The 15066-nt window shown below is 65.4% G+C and carries 15 protein-coding genes; 10 read left to right on the top strand and 5 right to left on the bottom strand.

The window, feature by feature from the left end; genetic code table 11:
• The first annotated feature begins 34 nt into the window (after positions 1–34).
• Positions 35–1387 carry an FAD-binding oxidoreductase gene (locus A3E1_RS0126105; protein ID WP_020523738.1) on the top strand — a complete coding sequence of 451 codons (1353 nt, stop codon included), beginning with the start codon at positions 35–37 and terminating at the stop codon, positions 1385–1387.
• Here the strand turns inward: A3E1_RS0126105 and A3E1_RS0126100 are convergent.
• A complete protein-coding gene (locus tag A3E1_RS0126100) occupies positions 1384–2319 on the bottom strand; it encodes an NADP-dependent oxidoreductase (RefSeq protein WP_040391844.1) in 936 nt (311 codons plus the stop codon). The two genes, A3E1_RS0126105 and A3E1_RS0126100, sit on opposite strands and share 4 nt — an antisense overlap.
• Before the next feature lie 66 nt (positions 2320–2385).
• Between A3E1_RS0126100 and A3E1_RS0126095 the strand changes: the two genes are divergently transcribed.
• On the top strand, positions 2386–2808 hold the full coding sequence (locus tag A3E1_RS0126095; RefSeq protein ID WP_020523736.1) for a winged helix-turn-helix transcriptional regulator: 423 nt from the start codon (positions 2386–2388) through the stop codon (positions 2806–2808).
• Here A3E1_RS0126095 and A3E1_RS0126090 read toward each other — a convergent pair.
• Both A3E1_RS0126090 and A3E1_RS0126085 read right to left on the bottom strand, forming a co-directional pair.
• Entirely contained in the window at positions 2798–4231 is a 1434-nt protein-coding gene (locus A3E1_RS0126090) for an FAD-binding oxidoreductase (RefSeq protein WP_020523735.1), read from the bottom strand. The two genes, A3E1_RS0126095 and A3E1_RS0126090, sit on opposite strands and share 11 nt — an antisense overlap.
• A gap of 10 nt (positions 4232–4241) precedes the next feature.
• Positions 4242–4928: a winged helix-turn-helix transcriptional regulator gene (locus A3E1_RS0126085; RefSeq protein WP_020523734.1), complete on the bottom strand. Its 687-nt coding sequence runs from the start codon at positions 4926–4928 to the stop codon at positions 4242–4244.
• Positions 4929–5044: 116 nt separating this feature from the next.
• On the opposite strand from A3E1_RS0126085, the gene A3E1_RS0126080 reads away from it, so the two are divergent.
• Genes A3E1_RS0126080 through A3E1_RS42125 form a run of 3 tightly spaced genes read left to right on the top strand, consistent with a single transcriptional unit; the run spans position 5045 to position 7663 of the window.
• The gene (locus A3E1_RS0126080) at positions 5045–5704 is read left to right on the top strand and encodes a response regulator transcription factor (protein WP_020523733.1); all 660 of its coding nucleotides are present in this window, start codon (positions 5045–5047) and stop codon (positions 5702–5704) included.
• Positions 5697–6890 (top strand): sensor histidine kinase, encoded by a 1194-nt coding sequence (locus A3E1_RS42130; RefSeq protein ID WP_020523732.1) that lies wholly within the window; start codon positions 5697–5699, stop codon positions 6888–6890. The genes A3E1_RS0126080 and A3E1_RS42130 overlap by 8 nt, the downstream gene beginning before the upstream one ends.
• A 59-nt stretch (positions 6891–6949) precedes the next feature.
• Positions 6950–7663: an AfsR/SARP family transcriptional regulator gene (locus A3E1_RS42125; RefSeq protein ID WP_051105159.1), complete on the top strand. Its 714-nt coding sequence runs from the start codon at positions 6950–6952 to the stop codon at positions 7661–7663.
• A 52-nt stretch (positions 7664–7715) separates the two neighbouring features.
• Here A3E1_RS42125 and A3E1_RS45105 read toward each other — a convergent pair whose 3' ends face one another.
• Positions 7716–8327 carry a hypothetical protein gene (locus A3E1_RS45105; protein WP_020523730.1) on the bottom strand — a complete coding sequence of 204 codons (612 nt, stop codon included), beginning with the start codon at positions 8325–8327 and terminating at the stop codon, positions 7716–7718.
• 161 nt (positions 8328–8488) lie between these two features.
• Here A3E1_RS45105 and A3E1_RS42115 point away from each other — a divergent pair, with 161 nt between their 5' ends.
• The 5 genes from A3E1_RS42115 to A3E1_RS0126040 are packed head-to-tail and all read left to right on the top strand — an operon-like array spanning position 8489 to position 13712.
• Positions 8489–9025 carry a hypothetical protein gene (locus tag A3E1_RS42115; RefSeq protein ID WP_020523729.1) on the top strand — a complete coding sequence of 179 codons (537 nt, stop codon included), beginning with the start codon at positions 8489–8491 and terminating at the stop codon, positions 9023–9025.
• Positions 9022–10074, top strand: a complete 1053-nt coding sequence (locus A3E1_RS0126055; RefSeq protein ID WP_020523728.1) for a peptidoglycan-binding domain-containing protein — start codon at positions 9022–9024, stop codon at positions 10072–10074. The genes A3E1_RS42115 and A3E1_RS0126055 overlap by 4 nt, the downstream gene beginning before the upstream one ends.
• Positions 10074–10736, top strand: coding sequence for an ABC transporter ATP-binding protein (locus A3E1_RS0126050; protein WP_026208854.1), 663 nt, complete (start codon positions 10074–10076; stop codon positions 10734–10736). The genes A3E1_RS0126055 and A3E1_RS0126050 overlap by 1 nt, the downstream gene beginning before the upstream one ends.
• On the top strand, positions 10708–11919 hold the full coding sequence (locus A3E1_RS0126045; protein ID WP_040391842.1) for an ABC transporter permease: 1212 nt from the start codon (positions 10708–10710) through the stop codon (positions 11917–11919). Before A3E1_RS0126050 ends, A3E1_RS0126045 begins: the two co-directional genes overlap by 29 nt.
• A 29-nt stretch (positions 11920–11948) precedes the next feature.
• The gene (locus A3E1_RS0126040) at positions 11949–13712 is read left to right on the top strand and encodes a glycoside hydrolase family 15 protein (protein WP_020523725.1); all 1764 of its coding nucleotides are present in this window, start codon (positions 11949–11951) and stop codon (positions 13710–13712) included.
• On the opposite strand, the gene A3E1_RS0126035 is transcribed toward A3E1_RS0126040, so the two are convergent.
• Positions 13709–15046 (bottom strand): DUF6318 family protein, encoded by a 1338-nt coding sequence (locus tag A3E1_RS0126035; RefSeq protein WP_083929646.1) that lies wholly within the window; start codon positions 15044–15046, stop codon positions 13709–13711. The two genes, A3E1_RS0126040 and A3E1_RS0126035, sit on opposite strands and share 4 nt — an antisense overlap.
• Positions 15047–15066 lie beyond the last annotated feature (20 nt).

Here is a 15066-nt window from a genome sequence, read left to right as displayed (position 1 = left end):
TATCGCATGTACCGATTCCTGTCAGGCTGAGGTCATGACGAAGACAGTGACCCGCTTCGACGGACAGCTCCTTAGCCCCGGCGACGCCGGATATGACACCGCCCGCTCGGTTTGGAACGCGATGGTCGACCGGCGCCCGCGCATGATTGTGCGCGTTGCAAGCGTCGCTGACGTGGTCGCTGCCGTGCGGCTGGCCCGCGAATCAGACCTCGAGATCGGCGTGCGCTGCGGCGGCCACAATGTCGCTGGCTTCGCCGTACCGGACGGTGGGCTCATGATCGATCTGTCACTCATGGGCGGCGTGCGGATCGACCCGGTCCAGCGTCGTGCCTGGGTGCAAGGAGGCGCACTGCTCGGCGCAGTGGACCGGGCGTCTCAGCCATATGGTCTGGCGACCACGGCAGGCAACGTCGCGCACACCGGCGTTGGCGGGCTCACCCTCGGCGGCGGCATGGGCTGGCTGGCCCGCCAGCACGGGCTAGCGTGCGACAACGTCGTCTCCTTCACGATGGTGACCGCTGAAGGCAGCGTCGTTACCGCTAGCCGCACCGAGAATCCTGACCTGTTCTGGGGTCTGCGTGGTGGCGGCGGCAACTTCGGCATCGTCACCGAGTTCGAATTCGCGTTGCACCACACCGGAACCCGCACACTGGTCGCCGAATTCGACTTCCGCGCTGAGGACGCCGTGCCGGTCGTCGAAGGCTGGCGTGACCTGAACGCCGTGGCGCCCCGGCAGGCGACGTTCACCGCCAGCGTCAGCGGCGGCCCCAGCGGTCCGATCGCGACACTGGGTTTCGTGTGGGTCGGCGATCCGGCCGAGGCACGCCGGCTGCTGCGCCCGATGCGGGCACTCGGGCGACCGGTCGCGTCGCGGGTCACTACACCGTCCTATCTAGACCTTCAGCAGCGCGACGACTCCACCGGTGGCCACGCCTACCGCCGCTACTCCAAAGCGCACTACCTGAAGCGATTCCCGACCGAGGCGATCGAGGCGTTCCTGCTGCGCGGTGGCGCTGACCTGACAGGAAACCCTTACCTGCCAAGCGTCAGCCTGCAAGCCCACGGCGGCGCCATCGCCGAGGTGCCCGAGGCCGATGCGGCGTTCAGCCACCGCAACACCATGTTCGAGTTCGGCGCGGGCTGCCGCTGGACCAACCCGGCCGATGATGACGCCTGGATGGGCGCCGCCCGCGCCGCGGGTGCTTCGCTTGAGCCTTACGCGAGCGGCATTTACGTCAACTCGCTGACGGCCGAGGAACTAGCCGATGGGAACCGTGGCGTGCAGCGCGCTTACTCGGCTGTGAAGCTCGCCCGGCTGACCGCCCTCAAGACCGCCTACGATCCGGCGAATGTGTTTCACCTCAACCAAAACATCCCCCCGGCCTAGGTGACCTTCAGGACGATCTTGCCCTGGGTGCGGTCAGTCTCGCCGAGCCGGTGGGCCTCCGCGGCCTGCTCCAGCGGGAAAACCTTTGCCAGATAAGGCTTCAGCAGACCTTTCTCGGCCAGATCGGTGACCGCCTCAAGGCCCGTGCCATCTGGCTCGACGAGAAGGCCCTCGACGCGAATCCCCGGAGCCCGCAGTGCTTCCAGGCCAAAGTGGTCGACGATTGTGACGAACACGCCGCCTGGGCGCAGGGTGCGCAAGGAACGCTGGGCGTAGTCGCCGCCGATAGTGTCAAGCACAACGTCCACATCGGACACCGCTTCGGCGAAATCGGTGGTGGTGTAATCGATGAGTTCGCCGGCACCGAGGTCGCGCAGCCACGCGTGCTTGGCTTGACGGGCCGTTCCGATGACGTAGGCGCCGCGTGCCTTGGCGATCTGCACGGCCACATGGCCCACCCCGCCGGCGGCGGCGTGAATGAGTACCCTCTGATGGGGTTGAAGGTTTGCGGTATCGGCGAGCGCTTGCCACGCGGTGAGCGACACCAGGGGCAGCGCGGCGGCTTCTTCGTGACTCAGGTTGGCCGGTTTACGGGCGAAGTGGCGGGCCGGCGCGGTGACGTATTCGCCATAGCCACCAGGCAATTGCGGGAAGCGTGGCATGCCATAGACCTCGTCGCCGGGGCGGAAGCGGGTGACGCCAGGGGCGACAGCGTCGACGATGCCGCTGACATCCCAGCCCAGAGCGAACGGCGGAGCAAAGACATCCCAGTCGCCGCGCCGTGTCTTCCAGTCGGCCGGATTCACCCCTGCGGCAGACACCTTCACGCGGATCTCGGTTAGCCCCGGCTCGGGCAGCGGAACCTCGGTGAGCTGCAGAACGTCGGGGCCGCCATAGGCCTGCTGGCTGATCTGACGCATCGTTGTTGTCATAGCCTAAGCCTGGCCAATGACGGTACCTGTTGTGAAGATGGCACTAATTTGGTATCTAGGTACCTCATGGATACCACCCTTGAGCATTGCGCGAGCACCCCGCACGAACCCAACGTGTTCCTCGACGGCTGCTTCGCCCGCGAGGCGATGACCCGGCTCGGTGGCAAGTGGACAGTTCTCGTGATCAAGGCGCTCGGCCCGCAGGAGCGGATGCGCTTCGGCGAGCTACGCCGCAAGCTCGACGGCATCACCCAGAAGATGCTCACGCAGACACTGCGCGACCTCGAACGTGACGGCATGGTGAACCGGCTGGTTTACCCCACGATGCCACCGCGCGTGGAATACAGCCTCACCAAACTGGGCCTGAGCACAGTCGACCTGATCGAGGCGATCTGCGACTGGGCCGAGCAGCACAGCGAGGAAGTGCGCCTGGCCCGGATCGCCTTCGACGAGCGCGCCACCCGCGACGTGCAGCCCATCAGCGGGTAACAGGCGAAGGTGGGATGTTCGCGTTCATGCGGAAGAAGTTTGACGGGTCGTAAGTGGACTTGAGTGCGGTGAGCCGTGCCCACTGCGATTCGCTGTATGCGGTTTGGACGCGATCGCTGGCATCATCGCTGGTGAAGTTGACATAAACGCCACGGCTGTAAGGCTCCAGGGCACGGAAGAATTCGCGCACCCATTCGATGTGACGGTCCGCGTCGCCGGCTTCCGAAGGGAGCCAGGACGCCACGATGTTGATGTCGTGTGAGGCGTCGCGGTAAGGGAAGGCTGTCGCGTCCTCCGGGACCCGTGCCATGGCACCGCCGAGGGAAAAGATGGGCACAGCTGATAGCGGCGATGTCACTCGTGCCGCGTGGTCAACGACGACGTCAATGATCTCGTCGCTCAACGGGCCGAGCTTATGCGACTTCCAGTAGTAGTGCCGGCCGTGCGGGTACAACGGATCGAACATTTTCTGGTGTGCCACATAAGGTTTCGGCTGCACCGTGTCCAAGGCGGGGGCGGGCAGTTCCCGCAGCGGCGCGAGCGCCTTATGCCCTTCGCGCGCCGACCCCGCGTACGTGGCCACGAGCGCCACAATCGGTTTGCCCCAAAGACTTTCGGGCACGACCGGCAGCGGTGGCGCCAGGCGCAAGTTGGCCATCACCCCGACCTCGTCGGGTGCGGTGACGATGAACTCGCGCAGGCAACGCAGCACGCGTACGGCATCGTTCATCGGCCACGCGAGCATTCCGGCTAGTACCGTCGGGCCAAGGGGTTGTAAATCGAACGTGAAGCTGGTGACGATGCCGAAGTTGCCGCCGCCACCGCGCAGGCCCCAAAACAACTCGGGATTGTCGTGTGCGCTGGCCACGGCGAACTCGCCGTCGGCGGTGACGACGTCGCAGGAGCGCAGCGCGTCGATGGCCAAGCCGAACTTGCGCATGAGGTGACCGAGCCCGCCGCCTAGGGTCAGCCCGCCGATGCCGGTGTGACTGACGATGCCTCCGGTGGCGGCCAGACCGAATGCCTGGCTTTCGCGGTCTAGATGGGCGTTGGTGCAACCGCCTTCGAGCTGGATCGTGCGCGCGAGCGGATCAACGCGGGTGCCGGTCATCGGCGAAAGGTCAATGACGACACCGCCATCGCGGACCGCATGCCCGGCCACGGCATGCGCCCCGCCCCGCACCGAGGCCGGCAGGTCGTGCTCCCGGCAGAAGCGGACCGCCGCGATCACGTCGGCCACGCCGCTACAGCGAGCGATAAGGGCTGGGTAACGCTGGATGTGCCCGTTCCAGATCTGGCGGGCCGCGTCGTAGCCGGCATCGTCCGGCTGGATCAACCGCCCGGCGAAGTGAGGGGCTAACGGTGTGCCGATATTCGTCATACCACCGAGCGTGCGCCCGAAGCTGACGGCAGGAAAGTTCAAAGTCTGAACCTCAAGCGTGCAACGGCTGCGATCCACGGTCGTGATGGCGGTGCCAGGTCGGCAGGGCACGGGCCAGCGCGCGGGAGCCGTTGACCTCGATCGCCCCGGAGCGCAGCGCCTCGCGCCATTGGATCTCCCCAAGGTGCCAGCGGGCGAACGCGATCGGGTCGTGCACTACGACCACGAGATGCTCCTCGCCGCCCGGGTGCTTGTCGCAGATCTCCGCGTCACCCCGCTCGATGAGCAGCCAGCTAAGGCTGCCCGGTCCAGACAAGGTCGGGTAGTCGAACCGGATCAGCACCCGGCCGCTCGGGAACTGGTCGCGGTCGAGGTAGAAAGTCGCCCACATCCACAGCACCACGCCTGGGTGAGCGTGCTCTGGTGTCAGCTCTGCCCACTTCGAGCCCCAGTGCTGCAGCGCCACCAGGACGGCGGAAAGTTCACGGCCTGCTTGCGTCGGCTCGTACGTCGAGCCCGAGCCGCCCGGCTTGGGATGGATCTCGATCACGCCGCCGCGTTCCAGCTCCCGCAGGCGCTTGGACAGCAGCCCGCGGGAAAGCCCAGGGGCGCCGTCGGCGATCTCGTTGAAGGTGCGGCAGCCCAGGATGACGATGTTGCGCAGAACAATGAGGGACCAGCGCTCGGCCAGGATCTCCGAGGCCCGTGCGATAGGGCAATATTGCCCGTACGTCCTCACCCCTACAGCGTGCCACCAAGTCCGGAACTGGACAGAAAACCTACAAGAACTTTATGAGCGCCTTATGGCTAAACGGCAACGATGAATATGTCTGAGCCGACACGGGAGGGGCCCATATGCGAGTGCTTGTCGCAGAAGACGAAAAGCTCTTGGCCGACACGATCGCGACCGGATTACGCAACGCCTCGCTAGCCGTGGATGTGGTCTATGACGGGTCAGCCGCGCTGGAGCGGCTCGGCGTCAACGCCTACGACGTGCTCATCCTCGATCGTGATCTGCCCAAAGTGCACGGTGACGAGGTGTGCCGCAGTGTGGTCAGCTCGCGGCACGAGACGCGCGTGTTGATGCTGACCGCCGCGGGCGAGCTCAGTGATCGTGTGAGTGGGCTCTCCTTAGGCGCCGACGACTATCTTGCCAAGCCCTTCGCCTTCGCCGAGCTGGTCGCCCGGGTGCGTGCTTTAGGCCGGCGGGCCCGGCCAGCGCAACCGCCCATTTTGGAGCGCGGTGGCATCAGCATGGACATTGGCAGGCGCGAGGTTCGCCGCGACGGACGCGAGATCATCTTGACGCGCAAGGAATTCGCCGTGCTTGAAGAACTATTGCGTACCGATGGGGCTGTGGTCAGCGTCGAAGAGTTACTCGAGCGGGCCTGGGACGAAAATACAGACCCATTCACCAATGTCGTACGCGTCACGGTGATGACACTTCGCCGCAAACTCGGCGACCCGCAGATCGTGGAGACCGTTCCCGGCGTCGGATACCAGATCCGTGGCTGATGGCAGGTGGACGATCCGGACCCGGCTGGCCGCGATCTACGGCCTGACGGTTCTGCTGGCTGGATCGGCGTTGCTCGGGATCACGCTGTTGCTGTTCGAGCGGGTGCTGACGAACCGCCCGGTCAACACGTCGATCGTGGTGGCGCACCAGTCAACGCAGCCTTCGCCCGCAACCGATCCGGGCACTCAAGGTCAGGCGGTGGGCACCGCGATCCGGCCCTCCACCCCGCCCACGGAAGACGATGCGAGTTTCCGCCTAGCCGAAGAGCTCCATGCTGACTTTCGCCGGTCGGCTTTGCGGGACCTTATCGGTCAGGGCAGCTTGGCTCTGGCTGTGCTAGTCGTGGTGGGTGCCTGGCTCGGCTGGCTTGTCGCTGGGCGGACCGTCGGCCCGATCAAGCAGATGACCGCGACGGTCCGCCGGGTTGGCGACGGATCGCTTCATGAACGGGCCGCATTGCCGGGGCCACGCGACGAAATGCACGAGCTGGCGGACAGTTTCAATGACATGCTGTCGCGATTGGACAGTGCGTTCGACCGGCAGCGGCGCTTTGTCGCCAACGCGTCTCATGAGCTGAAGACACCTTTGACGATCAGCCGTACGCTCATTGAAGTCAGCGTCACGGACCCCGCCGTCCGGGAGCCGCTTCTAGAGGTGAATCTGCGCCAGGAACGGATAATCAACGGCCTGCTGCACCTGGCTCGCTCCGATCAGGGATTGGTTGACCGGGCACCGCTCGACCTCGCTCAGCTCACCGCACACGTCATCGAGGGCATCACCCCGGCGGCAAACGTGCACGTCATTAGCCAGCTGGCACCGTCGCCATTGCAGGGCAACGCGGTGCTGCTGGAGCAACTTGTGCAGAACCTGCTGCACAACGCCATGCAATACAACGAAGAGAACGGCTCGGTCTGGGTCCACTGCGCACCCTTCTCCGGTGAGGCCCGCCTGCGGGTCGAAAACACCGGGCCAGTGGTCAGCCCGGCCGAGGCCGCTCAAGTATTTGAACCGTTTCTCCGGCTCGGGGAACGGTCCGGATCCGGTGACGGATCAGGGCTCGGCCTGTCGATTGTGCGCTCCATCGCGCGTGCGCACGGCGGGGACGGTTCAGCAATTGCGCGCAGGGGAGGTGGTCTCGTGGTAACGATCTGCTTTCCGGCTGCCTCACGACAGGACGAAAGCTGATGACAACCTTTGAGATAATTCTGCTTGGACCGGTGGGGATGAGATCTGGGGTCCGGGCCGTGCCTTTAGGCACACCGAAACAACGCAGTTTGCTGGCCGCCTTGGCGCTGCTGCCAGGGCGGCCGGTGCCGTCAGATGTCCTCGTGGAAAGGCTTTGGGGCGATTCCCCGCCCGAGAAGTTCCGCAAGAGTTTGTACACCTACGTTGCCCGCCTGCGGCGCTTACTCAAAAGCGAAACCGCCGGCGCCGCAGCGCTCCTCCGGACGACGGACAGCTATTGCCTTATAGCCGATCCCGATTCCATTGACATTCATCGGTCACGGTCGCTGTTGCGCGCCGCTGACCTCGCCGTCCAAACCGGACAGGACGACCGTGCCGTTGGCTTGTATGTCAAGGCTTTGCGGCTCTGGCGTGGGGAACCACTGGCAGGGCTGCGGGGGTCGTGGGTGGACAGTGTCCGGGCTGGCCTAAAGCACGAACAGGTCGCCGCGCTAACGAACTACTTCGCCACGCAACTCCGGTTGGGCCGCCACGGTCAGGTCATTCCGGAGCTTTCCGCGGCGACGCTGGAACATCCGCTCGACGAGGTGATCGCCGGGCAGCTGATGGTTAGCCTCTACCGCACCAGCCGGCACGCAGATGCCATTGGCGTCTTTCACCGGACAAAAGAAGAACTCGCCGCTCAACTCGGGCTCGATCCCGGGCCTGGTCTGCGCAAGCTCTATGAAGCCTTGCTGCGCAACGACTCCTCGCTGCTCCTGCGGACAGGGTAAGCAAAAGTGTGGCGGCCCTCCTGGGGCCGCCACACTTTTCTAGCAACACCGATCAGGTCCAGCGCAGGGAACGGGTGTTGTTGTTACCCGCGATGTTTCCTGGCTGCATCGCCGGAATCGTGCACCACGCGCCGGCCGGTGAGCAGAAGTAGAAGCCGGTGTTCGGGGTGCCGAAGGTCGACCAGAAGTGGTGGTCGACGTAGCAGAAGTACGTGCGGTAGGACGAGATCTGGTCCCAGTACGCCGACGGCAGCGAGTAGGAGTAGTCCACATCGCCGAAGCTGGCGGTGCACTGCGTGGCGCCGGTGAACGTCAGCGACCAGGCCCCGGGCGGCGGCGCGCCCTCGTGTTCGATGGACAGGGTCACGGCTTGCGGGGTGGGACCGGCCGCGGCGGCACGGTTTGACGCCTCAATCTTGGCGTCAAACGACGCGCCCAAGTTCTCCGTTGTCGCCGGAGCGTCCGCGACACGGCCGTTGGTGGCGAAGGCGATCGCTTCAGTGAAGGTGCCGAAACACGACATGGCCTTGCCATCGCTGAGGGCGACGACGCAGTGCCCGGTCGGCCCAGGCTTGGCTTGCGCTGGCGCGGCGGTGAGCCCGAGCGTGACCAGTGCCAGGCCTAGCGCGGCGGCTGCCGATCGCAGCGTGGTACGTGTGTGCAAGAGATCCTCCTGTGAATGGCGCCGAACGGAAGTTGGCCTCTCCGGTTAAGACAGAGTCCGTTTGGCTGTTGGGACTAATCTCAGGCATCGAGGTTGATAGAAACGTTGACGTTTGATTGACGCTGATGCTGGCCTTATCTCCTAGCTGCTCTCATGTGCGTATGCGAAAACTTTCGTCCCTCATCGTCGCGGTGGTCCTGCTCGCTGGATGCTCCGCGTTAAGCGACGGGCCGTCGGTCGCCACCGCGAGCGGTTCGTCCAACCGGGAGATGGCCGCCCCCGCGACAGACCCCGATGAGCGCGCCCGGCAATTTGTGGCCTGCATGCGGGCCAACGGCATCGTGCTCGACGAGTCAGCCGGTGCCTCCCGCGGCGGCCGGATCATTTTGCCGTCAGGGTCGGGCAACGCCAGCGCGGCCATGGAGAAATGCCGGATCTATCTGCCCGATGGCGGCGAGCCGTCGCGTCTGTCGCCCGAGGACATTGAGCGGGCACGGTTATATGCCAAGTGCATGCGCGACAACGGTGTGCCCGACTATCCGGATCCTGACCCGGCGACCGGTGAAACGAAACTCACCGAAGCCCTGGGCGCCAAGCTAAAGAGCGACCCCAAGCTCGGCCCCGCCGCCGACGCGTGCCGCAATCTGGCGGTGCAGCCAGGAGGCGCGGCGACCCCCGGGGTCGGGATTGGGTCATGACCCGCATCAGCCGCCGCACCGGGCTCGGCTTGATTGCGGCGATCGCCGTCGGCACGGGCATCCCTGCTTACTACGTGTTGCGTGAGCAAAACACGGAAACACCGCCGCAACCCTTGCTGCCTAAGACAACCGCCAAAGTGACGAGACAGACGATGGTGCAGTCAGTCACGATCGCCGGCAAGCTCGGCTATGGCGTGCCGGTTCCGCTGACAACACAGGCGCAGGGCGTACTGACATGGCTGCCAGCGGTCGGAACAATCGTTGAACGCGGCGAGACGTTGTTTCGGGCCAATGAACAACCCATCGTGCTGATGCACGGCCCACTGCCGATGTACCGCCCGCTGGCCATTGGTGTCAAGGGGCCCGATGTCAAACAATTCAAAGACAATCTGCGGGTACTCAACTACGCAGGCGTGAACACGGATGAGACCTTCAGCAGCGCCACGGAAGCCGCCGTCAAACGCTGGCAAAAGGCAAACCGGCTGGACCCCACCGGCGTCGTCGACCTCGGCCGTGTCGTCTACACCGACGGGCCAGTGCGCATCGCCCAGCATACGGTTCGCATCGGCACCGTGGCCGCGGGTGAGATCCTGTCCTACACCGCGACGGTCCGTCTCGTGAGCGTGGACGTGCCCGCGGCACAGGCCGCCTGGGCGGTGAAGGGAACGGCGGTCACGGTCGTGTTGCCTGCAGACAAAAGCATCGCGGGCGAAATCACCGATGTGGGAACAGAAGCCGCGGGCGATGGCGACAACGGATCCTCGGAGGCGACGATCCCAGTCAAGGTGTCCATTGTGGACCAAAGTGCACTCGGCAGCCTGGAGAAGGCACCGGTTGAGGTTCGCTACGTAGCCCAGAAACGCGAAGGTGTCCTTGCCGTGCCGGTGGCCGCATTGCTCGCCTTGGCCGAAGGTGGCTACGGCCTCGAACTGGTCGAGGGCTCCACGACGCGGATCCTCGCGGTGGAGACTGGCATGGCCGCCAACGGTTTCATTGAGATACGCGGTGAGGGCCTGGCCGAGGGACAGATCGTCGGAGTGGCTGGATGATTGTCAAACTCACCGGCGTCAGCAAAACGTATCCGGGCGGAGTGTCGGCATTGGACGGTGTTTCATTGGCGATCGGCCCCGGAGAGGCGCTCAGCATCGCCGGGCCTTCAGGCTCCGGCAAGTCCACCATGCTGCACGTCATGGGACTGCTCGACAGACCGTCCATGGGACGGCTTGAGATCGAGGGTCACGATCTGTCTGGGCTCTCAGACAAACAGGCGTCGGCGTTGCGTAGCAAGAAGATTGGCTTTGTATTTCAGCGGTTTTACTTGGCTCAGGGAGTGTCCGCATTGGACAATGTCGCAGATGGTCTGCTCTACACCGGTGTGCCGATCAGGCAACGCCGCAAGCGGGCGGCCGAAGCGCTTGAGCGCGTCGGCCTGGGACACCGGGTCAAGCACCGGCCCCATGAGCTGTCCGGGGGAGAGCAGCAGCGCGTGGCGATCGCCCGTGCCGCCGCCCGTGAACCCGCGTTGCTGCTGGCCGACGAGCCGACCGGCAACCTTGACTCCGCGTCGGGCGCCATTGTCATGACCCTGCTTCAGGCGCTGAATGCGGCCGGGACAGCGCTCGTGGTCGTGACGCACGACATCATCTTGGCAGGGCAAGCTCCCCGGCAAATACGCATGCGAGATGGGAAGATCATTGCTGACACCCGATGACCTTAAGGCAGCCCGGCTCAGCCCCGCCGATGTTAGCCGCGTCGGTTTGGCGGGTCTGCGTTCGCGGCCGCTGCGCGTCGTGCTTTCCGCGCTGGGGATCGCGATCGGCATCGCCGCCATGCTTTCCGTTGTGGGCATCTCGGCGTCCAGCCGCGCAGGTCTTGACCGGACGCTGAGCCAGCTCGGCACGAACCTGCTCACGGTCGCGCCCGGCAACACCATCTATGGCGCTGACGCCCGCCTGCCGACCGAGTCGGTGGCGATGGTGCGCCGGATCGGGCCCGTGCAAACCGTTACCGCGATCGGGCGGGTGCCCGCCGGGGTGTATCGCAATGACTTGATCCCAGCCGGGCAGACGGGTGGCATCGCGGTCAACGCCGCCCGGCTCGACCTGCTGGAGACGGCTGGCGCTGGTGTGGCCACGGGGACGTGGCTCAATGCGGCCACAGCGGAACATCCGGCGGTCGTCTTGGGGAGCAAGGCGAGCACGATCCTCGCGGTGCGTACCCCCGGAATGAGAGTTTGGCTTGGTGGACAGTGGTTTAGCGTTGCTGGAACGCTCTCGCCTGTCCCGCTGGCTCCGGAGCTGGATCTCTCGGTGCTCGTCGGCTGGCCTGCCGCGCAACGTTATCTTGGCTTTGACGGGCATCCTACGACCATCTACACCCGATCCCGGCCTGACGCGGTCGAAGCCGTGCGTGGCGTGCTCGCCGCGACCGTGAACCCGTTGCAGCCCAACGAGGTGAAGGTGTCGCGCCCGTCCGACGCGCTGACCGCGCAGCGAGCGACCAACCGCGCGCTGGACGCCCTCCTGACGGGACTGGGTGCGGTGGCGCTGCTCGTCGGCGGCATTGGCGTGGCCAACACGATGGTCATGAACGTCCTAGAACGACGGTCCGAAATCGGGCTGCGACGCTCGCTGGGCGCGACCCGTGGGCAGATCCGCCTTCAATTCCTCGCCGAGTCCCTCTTACTGTCCGCCGCTGGCGGCATCGCCGGTGCGCTCGTCAGCTCGGCGATCATCGTCTGGTACGCGGGAAGTAAACAGTGGCCGGTCGCCATCCCCGGCTGGGCCATCGCGGGCGCTATCGTTGCCGCCCTTGGCGTCGGTGTCGCCGCCGGCCTCTATCCCGCCATCCGTGCCGCACGTCTCACCCCCACGGAGGCCCTCTTCCACGGTTGAACGGTCCTCTTTAGAGGTATAACGAGGGTATGCCCGCACCCATCGAAGACTATGCCCTGATCGGCGACCTGCAGAGCGCGGCGCTCGTCAGCAGGGATGGCTCGATCGACTGGCTGTGCCTGCCGCGGTTTGACTCGCCGGCCTGTTTCGCGGCGCTGCTGCATGACGAGAGCGCTGGGCGCTGGCGTCTGGCACCGGCTGACCCAAATGCCACCGTGACCCGCAAGTACCGTGCGGACACGCTCATCCTGGAGACCGAGTGGGAGACGGCTGAAGGGCGCGTCAAGGTCATCGACTGCATGCCGCCGCGAGGGGAAGCGGCTGACTTAGTGCGCGTGGTGCAGGGCATAAGTGGCACGGTGACGATGCGGATGCACCTGAAGATCCGGTTCGACTATGGGCACATCGTCCCGTGGGTGCGGCACTCCGGCTCCGACCTTGGTGCGGTCGCCGGGCCGGACGCGGTGTGGCTGCGCAGTGGCGTGCACCTGCACGGGGCCGGCTTCGCCACGCATGCCGACTTCACGGTCAGTGCCGGGGAGCGCGTTCCGTTTGTGCTCACCTACCAACAGTCACATCTGCCGGTGCCCGTGCCCGTCGACGCGGAACAAGCTATCGCCGACACGCAGGAGTTCTGGACCGACTGGATCAAACAGTCGACGTACACGGGCAAGTGGTCCGAGGAAGTCAAACGCTCGCTGATCCTGCTGAAGGCGCTCACGTACTCACCGACCGGAGGCATCGTCGCGGCCGCGACGACGTCGCTGCCCGAACAGCCGGGCGGCAGCCGCAACTGGGACTACCGGTACTGCTGGCTGCGGGACTCGACATTCACCCTGCAGGCACTCATCAGCACGGGTTTCCTGGACGAGGCCAAGGCGTGGCGGGATTGGCTGCTGCGTGCTGTCGCCGGCGATCCGGCCGAGTTGCAGATCATGTATGGGTTGCATGGATCGCGCAGACTCCCTGAGTACGAATTGGAATGGCTGAATGGTTATGGCGGAGCGCAGCCGGTGCGGGTTGGCAACGCGGCTAGCGGACAGCTTCAGCTCGACGTGTGGGGCGAGGTGCTCGACACCCTGCACCTAGGCCGCAGCGCCGGGATTAATGACTCACAGCCCGCGTGGGACGTGCAGAAGGCGCTCCTGGATTACCTTGAGGGGGCGTGGCATCTTCCGGATAACAGCCTTTGGGAGGTACGCGGTCAGCGTCAGCACTTCGTGCATTCGAAGATGATGGCGTGGGCGGGTTTCGACCGTGCGGTGCGAACTGTCCGCGAACACGGGCTTGACGGCCCCGTGGAAAGGTGGGCGGCGATCCGCGACCGGATTCACGCTGAGGTGTGCCGGTTCGGCTTTGACAGTCAGCGCAACACGTTCACACAGTTCTACGGATCGTCCGGATTGGACGCCGCCCTGCTGCTGATCCCGCGCGTGGGCTTCTTGCCATGGAACGACCCACGTGTCGTCGGCACGGTTGAAGCGATCCAGCGGGAGCTGTGCCACGACGGCTTCGTGCTGCGCTACGAGCCGCAGAAGGAACATGTCGACGGTCTGCCGGGCACCGAGGGGGCGTTCCTGGCGTGCAGCTTCTGGCTAGCCGACGCGCTACACGGAATCGGCCGTGTACAGGAGGCACGGGACCTGTTCGACAAGCTGCTGCGCATCCGCAACGACGTCGGGCTGCTGTCCGAAGAAGTCGACACCACGACGTTTGCCCACCTCGGCAACACGCCTCAGGCGTACAGTCTCGTCGGTTTGATCAACACCGCCCTGCGCCTGGAGTCAGACTAGGCCAGGCAGCCGGGGGTGGTGACCTCGTAGAGGCGCCAGCCGTCGCCCGTGCGTTCCAGGACGACGACGCAGTTGGTGAAGGTTAGGCCGGGCACGGTGCCGGTGGTCGCTCCGGAGGCGTCGGTGGTGGTTTTGATGCTGCGGTCGACGGTCGTGTCGAAGATCGGCCGTTGCGGTGTCCACAGGGAAGAGTTCGTCACCTGACGGACCGTGAAGTGTCCACCTTGGACGGTCCCGCCACCGCTATGGCTGGCGCGGATGGCAGCCGTCGCCGTGGCGCATTGCGTGCACTCGGCACGGGTCACGGTGGCGAGCTTTTTGGTGTCACCGCTGGCGGTCGCATAGTTGAGCAAGGCGAACCAATAACGCACAAAAGCTTCGCCGGCCTCGGGGGTGTCGGTTTGGGCGGCCGCGGGCATGGCTGGCTCGGTGGCCGGGGCGGCCGTGGTGGCGCTCGGCGCAGCGGTGGGTGGAATCGCGGTGCCGTTGTTGCTGAGGAGGCCGAAGGTGACGAACGCGGCGGCGACGAGGATTCCGGCGGTCGCGACGGCGAGCCAGCGGGCGGTTCTCGGCTGGCTGGCGGGCAGCTCGCGTACCGCATGGCGGGCGGTGTTCGCCGGTTTTCCGGTCGGGGCGGTGCAGGATTCGAGTGCGGTGCACAAGTCTTCGGCCGACGGGCGGCTGGCTGGGTCCTCGTGGAGGCAGGCCGTGATGATCGCGTGCAGCTGAGCGTCTGGTGTGGACCCGAGCAGGTCGTGAAGCAGGACGCCAAAGGCGTAGATGTCGCCGGCGGGGGAGGCCACCGCGCCATCGATGACTTCGGGCGCGGCATAGGGCGACTCGGAGGTACGGCTTCGCCCGGCCCGGATTAACGCGTCGAGGCAGAAGTCGGTGATACGTGTAGCGGCCGGGTTGCTGTGCGCGACGATGATGTTGGCCGGTTTCAGGTCCCCGTGCGCGATGCCCAGGCGGTGGGCCGCGCTCAGGCCAGCGGCGACAGCCTTGGCGATTTCGAGCGGGTGCGCTGACGACTGATCCAGGCTCGAGCCTTCGACATAGTCAGTCACGACGGCCAGCTGGCCGTCATCGATGATGACGTCTTGCATCCGGGCGATGTTGCGATGCCACAGTCCAGTTAGGACGGCGCGCGACCGTTGCAGCCGGTCGGCCAGGCGCGTGCTGGTGACCAGGTGGGAGTGGATGAGTTTGATGGCCACGAGATGCCCGGTGGCATCATCGTGCGCCTGCCAGACGTCACCGGTGTCACCGGTTCCTAGCAGGTGCGTGAGGCGATACCGGCCGCCCAGCATTCCCGTCCCCATCCACTTAGCCATTGTGGAACACGTTCTAATTG

The sequence above is a fragment of the Catelliglobosispora koreensis DSM 44566 genome, assembly GCF_000379685.1.
Lineage (GTDB): Bacteria > Actinomycetota > Actinomycetes > Mycobacteriales > Micromonosporaceae > Catelliglobosispora > Catelliglobosispora koreensis.
The sequence above is the reverse complement of the archived record's forward strand: the minus strand, read 5'-3'. Positions and strand labels throughout refer to the sequence as shown.

Bases quoted from the DNA above. Each gene is read 5' to 3' on its own strand.
- A3E1_RS0126055 (WP_020523728.1), top strand. From the start codon at position 9,022: ATGACCCGCATCAGCCGCCGCACCGGGCTCGGCTTGATTGCGGCGATC.
- A3E1_RS0126035 (WP_083929646.1), bottom strand. From the start codon at position 15,046: ATGGCTAAGTGGATGGGGACGGGAATGCTGGGCGGCCGGTATCGCCTC.
- A3E1_RS42115 (WP_020523729.1), top strand. From the start codon at position 8,489: ATGCGAAAACTTTCGTCCCTCATCGTCGCGGTGGTCCTGCTCGCTGGA.
- A3E1_RS0126040 (WP_020523725.1), top strand. From the start codon at position 11,949: ATGCCCGCACCCATCGAAGACTATGCCCTGATCGGCGACCTGCAGAGC.
- A3E1_RS0126100 (WP_040391844.1), bottom strand. From the start codon at position 2,319: ATGACAACAACGATGCGTCAGATCAGCCAGCAGGCCTATGGCGGCCCC.
- A3E1_RS0126045 (WP_040391842.1), top strand. From the start codon at position 10,708: ATGGGAAGATCATTGCTGACACCCGATGACCTTAAGGCAGCCCGGCTC.
- A3E1_RS0126080 (WP_020523733.1), top strand. From the start codon at position 5,045: ATGCGAGTGCTTGTCGCAGAAGACGAAAAGCTCTTGGCCGACACGATC.
- A3E1_RS0126095 (WP_020523736.1), top strand. From the start codon at position 2,386: ATGGATACCACCCTTGAGCATTGCGCGAGCACCCCGCACGAACCCAAC.
- A3E1_RS0126105 (WP_020523738.1), top strand. From the start codon at position 35: ATGACGAAGACAGTGACCCGCTTCGACGGACAGCTCCTTAGCCCCGGC.